The organism is Chryseomicrobium palamuruense (assembly GCF_042649045.1).
GTDB lineage: Bacteria > Bacillota > Bacilli > Bacillales_A > Planococcaceae > Chryseomicrobium > Chryseomicrobium palamuruense.
Window position 1 is genome coordinate 1 of the sequence record NZ_JBHSEF010000027.1, and the last position, 909, is coordinate 909.

General features: G+C 45.7%; 1 protein-coding gene. It reads left to right on the plus strand.

What is annotated here, in order from left to right; all coding sequences use genetic code 11:
- The coding region (locus ACFO0S_RS14420) for an IS66 family transposase (RefSeq protein ID WP_378142805.1) at positions 1-497 on the plus strand (497 nt) is incomplete at its 5' end.
- Between the last annotated feature and the right edge of the window lie 412 nt (positions 498-909).

Consider the following 909-nt stretch of genomic DNA (forward strand, 5'->3'; position numbering starts at 1 on the left):
TCTCCTATTGTAATCGTCTCTATGACCTGGAACGACAGTTCAAGGATCTCTCGCCAGGTAAACGTCGGAAGATGAGAAAGAAATTTTCGAAACCGATTGTCGAAGAGTTCTTCAGTTGGATCGAAGGATCTCCTTTCTTCGGGAAGAATGCATTGGCTACAGCAGCGGACTATACGCTCAAGCGAATGGAACCACTGAAGGCATTCTTATACGACGGCAGAATAGAGATCGATAACAATCCAGCAGAGAACGCCATCCGTCCGACCGTTATTGGTAGAAAGAACTGGCTGTTCTCCGTCAGTGAATCTGGAGCACGGGCGAATGCGATCTGTCTGAGCGTCGCGGAGACAGCGAAAGCGAACAGAATCGATTTCTATAAATATCTTGTGATGCTCCTATCAGAACTTCCAAGTTTAGATATTAGAAAAAATCCTGATATCCTGGATGATTATCTGCCCTGGTCTGCAAAAATCAAGGCCAGCTGTTCAAAATTATAGCCCTTCATCCTCAAAAACAATGGATGAAAGGCTATTAATCATGCGCACCTGAAGGTGCGCTTTTTTCGTCTTGGAGTAATCTCAATTCGGGCTTACTGCTGAGCGCACGTTCAGCGTACATCCAAAGGATTTGTCGTTACAAGATGCCACTTTCTCGTTACCAAATGAGGATTTGTCCTAACAGAGATTCGATTTATCGTGACAAACTGATTTATTGGAAACTATTTCTCTTCTATACCCCTGTTTGCGAGCACCCACCTTCCCTCAAAAGTGGATGTCCCAAGCCCTTGCTAGGAAGACCTTCCCCACTTCAGGGGTTCAGTCCTTGTCTCAAAAAGAACGCACAAAAAAAGCCATCCCTCTCGGGATGACTTTCTTGATTGCCCAGCGACGTCCTACTCTCACAGGGGGA